Consider the following 2896-nt stretch of genomic DNA (forward strand, 5'->3'; position numbering starts at 1 on the left):
AACCACCGCTACGAGCGCAAACCAGGAAACTACCTGGCCTTTCTCGGACTTGCCGCCGCCCTCTGCTGCTACAAACGGCTCCTCAAACTGACCATTTAGGACACGGTCTAAACCGCGCTGGACCCTCGCGGCTCACGTCTACGGCACGGGCAGATGAGGTCCTGGGCCAGTCTGGCGGCGTCCTCGGCGAGGAACCGGTGGGTCGCGGGAAGCCGCCCGGATGCTTCCGAATCGTGACCCGGTCGAGACTGCGGCCGAAGCCCGCCGCCTCGCGGCCCACAGTTCCTGCCGGACCCACGGATACGCCCAGTTGATGCACAAGGACCGACCCGCGAGTTCCCTCTGAACAGGCTTCGGAGCGGCCTTCCGTCCAACAGAGTTGGCGACGGGACCATCCCCGCGAGTGCGGGGAGCAGGACACCTGGTCCGAAGCCGAGGCCGCCGCCCTGGGACCATCCCCGCGGCTGCGGGGAGCAGAGGATGTCGAAGTAGGCCCACGTCGTGAAGCCGGGACCATCCCCGCGGGTGCGGGGAGCAGACGTTCCAGCGTGTCCAGAAGGTTCGTCAGATGGGACCATCCCCGCGGGTGCGGGGAGCAGCTGTGCCAGCGTCCAAGCTCGTCCCTGGACCCGGGATCACCCCCGCGGGTGCAGGGAGCAGCCGAGCCAGACCAGCATGCCCGCGAGGGTGGCGGGATCATCCCCGCGGGTGCGGGGAGCAGGGTCCACATCCCGGGGGGATGCATTGATGATCGGGACCATCCCCACGGGTGCGGGGAGCAGTCGGAAGTACCGCCCGGACCTGGTCGTCATCAAAGACCGTTGATGAGGATTCGTGAAATTCCTCAGGGGCGCTCACCTTCGCCACTCGATTGCTCGCTCAACAAGCCTCGCCACGGGCTGGCCCACTCGGCAACCTGGGTCTGGCTTTCCCAGTGATCACCACATGAGATAGCCCCTCTGCGACCAGCAGCCGCCTGTCTACCGCGCGAGCAGCCCTGACTCCTCGGCGTCTGGCACATCGAAGGGTTGATCTTGTACGACGACACCCACACTCGGTAAGACTCTGCCCCGCCTCTGGAAGACGCTCTCGTCAGTCAGCCGCGCGCCGTGTACGGCGGGACAGCGTCCTGACCGGTGAAATCCAGGTCCGCGTCGGGCCAGCGTCGGCGCAGCAGGTCGGCTGTGCGGCGGGCCCCTCGACCGCTTGCAGGACAGGCAAACCCGTCGCCACTCCAGAGAGCGTCACTGAGCCTTTGCCAACCTCAGTTTGAGCAGGTCAGGTGGAGGCTGAGGACGGCTTGGACGAGGCTGGTGATTCGTGTGGTGCTGCAGCGGAGTTTCCGCAGCAGGCGCCAGGTCTTCAGGGTGGCCATGGCCTGCTCGCCGAGGGCCCGGATGCGGGCGTGCGCGGCGTTGACCGCGCGTTGACCTGTCGAAAGGCGATCCCACCGGCCGCGGAAGGGCACCCGAACGGCGCCGCTGGCGCCCTGGTAGCCCTTGTCCGCCCAGCAGGCCAGGCCCGCCTCGGTGAGGGCGTCGATGATGCCGTGGGTGCGGGCAGCTTTGATGTCGTGTACTGCACCGGGCAGGGCTGGCGAGGCCCACAGCAGCCTCCCGTGCGGATCGGCGATGACCTGCACGTTCATCCCGTGCCTCTTGTGCTTGCCGGAGTAGTACGGCCGGTCGGCGGCGATCCGGTCGATCGGCAGCAGCGTCCCGTCCAGGATCACGAACGCCTTGGCCGAGGCGGCCGTCACCGCCGTGGCGAGGCCGGGCGCCAGCGCCGCGAGCAGTCCGACGGCTTCCGTGATGTAGCGGTACACCGTGCTCACGCCCACCTCGAACCCGGCCGCGAGCTGCGCGTAGGTATGCACCAGACGCAAGTGCGCCAGCACCAGCAGCGCCTGGCGGCCGGCGGAAAGCCGACGCCAACGCGTCCCGCACGCCGCCCGATGCGCGGTCAGCCGGCCGGTCAGGAAGCGCAGGTGCGGCGTGGACAGGTCGAGGGCAGACGGGTAGACAAGCACACGAAGCTCCTGGCAGTACGGGCGATCTTGGTCGTGAACCCGTCGACCAGGAGCTTTGGCACGTGCGCAGGCCAACCAGCAGATTTATCAGCCAAGTTGGTCGCCGACATCATCGTCGCCGGGCTCTGTATAGGCTGGTGCGCGTGGATGTGACGGGGTGTCTTGGGTGTGACATTCTGACCGGGCGCGCCGGGAGTTGCCCGGGGGCGTCCTGCACGAAACCGCTGCTTGGGTGGTGAACCATGTCGTCGGTCCGATGAATCTCGGCACCTTGATCGTCGGTCCGCGGGAGCACGTCGTTGCCATCGCGGAACTCGACGACACGGCAGCGGCGGAACTCGGCCCCTTGCTGCGCGTTACCGCTCGTGTCGTGGAGACGTTGTGCCGGCCCGAGCAGACCTACGTCTGCATGTGGTCTCACGGCCGCGACGCACGCAAGCACCTGCACATCACGGTCCAGCCGGTGACCGCGGAAGTGCGAGCCCGCCACGGGCGGGCTGCGCTCTGAGCAGCTCCAGGCCCGGATGCTGGCGTACGGTGAGGAGCCGGACATCACGGATGTCGAGCAGTTCTGCGAGCGGGCTCGCGAGCTGTTCCGAGCAATCACCGACAGCAGCATCGAAGACCGCAGCTGATAACCGGTGCCGGGCCGACACCACGGCGCAGTCGGGCGAGCATGCGCGAGGAAGCGCTGCAGTCTTCTCCACCGCGCACCCTCAACGTGAGGTTGGAAAAGGCTCACTGCCTCCAAGCGAAAGCCGATTCGGCCGAGCCGGGTCGGTGCCGTACAGTTCACCGTACCGACGCGGGGTGGAGCAGCTCGGTAGCTCGCTGGGCTCATAACCCAGAGGTCGCAGGTTCAAATCC

The 2896-nt window shown here is 67.4% G+C and carries 2 protein-coding genes and 1 pseudogene; 2 read left to right on the top strand and 1 reads right to left on the bottom strand.

What is annotated here, in order from left to right; translation table 11 throughout:
* Nucleotides 1-99: pseudogene (locus ACFU8Q_RS40720) on the top strand (IS5/IS1182 family transposase); the annotation flags it as partial.
* A 1165-nt stretch (nt 100-1264) separates the two neighbouring features.
* Here the strand turns inward: ACFU8Q_RS40720 and ACFU8Q_RS40725 are convergent.
* Nucleotides 1265-2029, bottom strand: a complete 765-nt coding sequence (locus tag ACFU8Q_RS40725) for a transposase family protein (RefSeq protein ID WP_384465034.1) — start codon at nt 2027-2029, stop codon at nt 1265-1267.
* A gap of 256 nt (nt 2030-2285) precedes the next feature.
* Between ACFU8Q_RS40725 and ACFU8Q_RS40730 the strand changes: the two genes are divergently transcribed.
* Nucleotides 2286-2537 (top strand): hypothetical protein, encoded by a 252-nt coding sequence (locus ACFU8Q_RS40730; RefSeq protein WP_384465036.1) that lies wholly within the window; start codon nt 2286-2288, stop codon nt 2535-2537.
* The last annotated feature ends 359 nt before the right edge of the window (nt 2538-2896 follow it).

It is taken from the genome of Streptomyces sp. NPDC057543 (assembly GCF_042801895.1).
In the GTDB taxonomy this organism is placed as follows: domain Bacteria; phylum Actinomycetota; class Actinomycetes; order Streptomycetales; family Streptomycetaceae; genus Streptomyces.

Bases quoted from the DNA above. Each gene is read 5' to 3' on its own strand.
- ACFU8Q_RS40730 (WP_384465036.1), top strand. From the start codon at position 2,286: ATGAATCTCGGCACCTTGATCGTCGGTCCGCGGGAGCACGTCGTTGCC.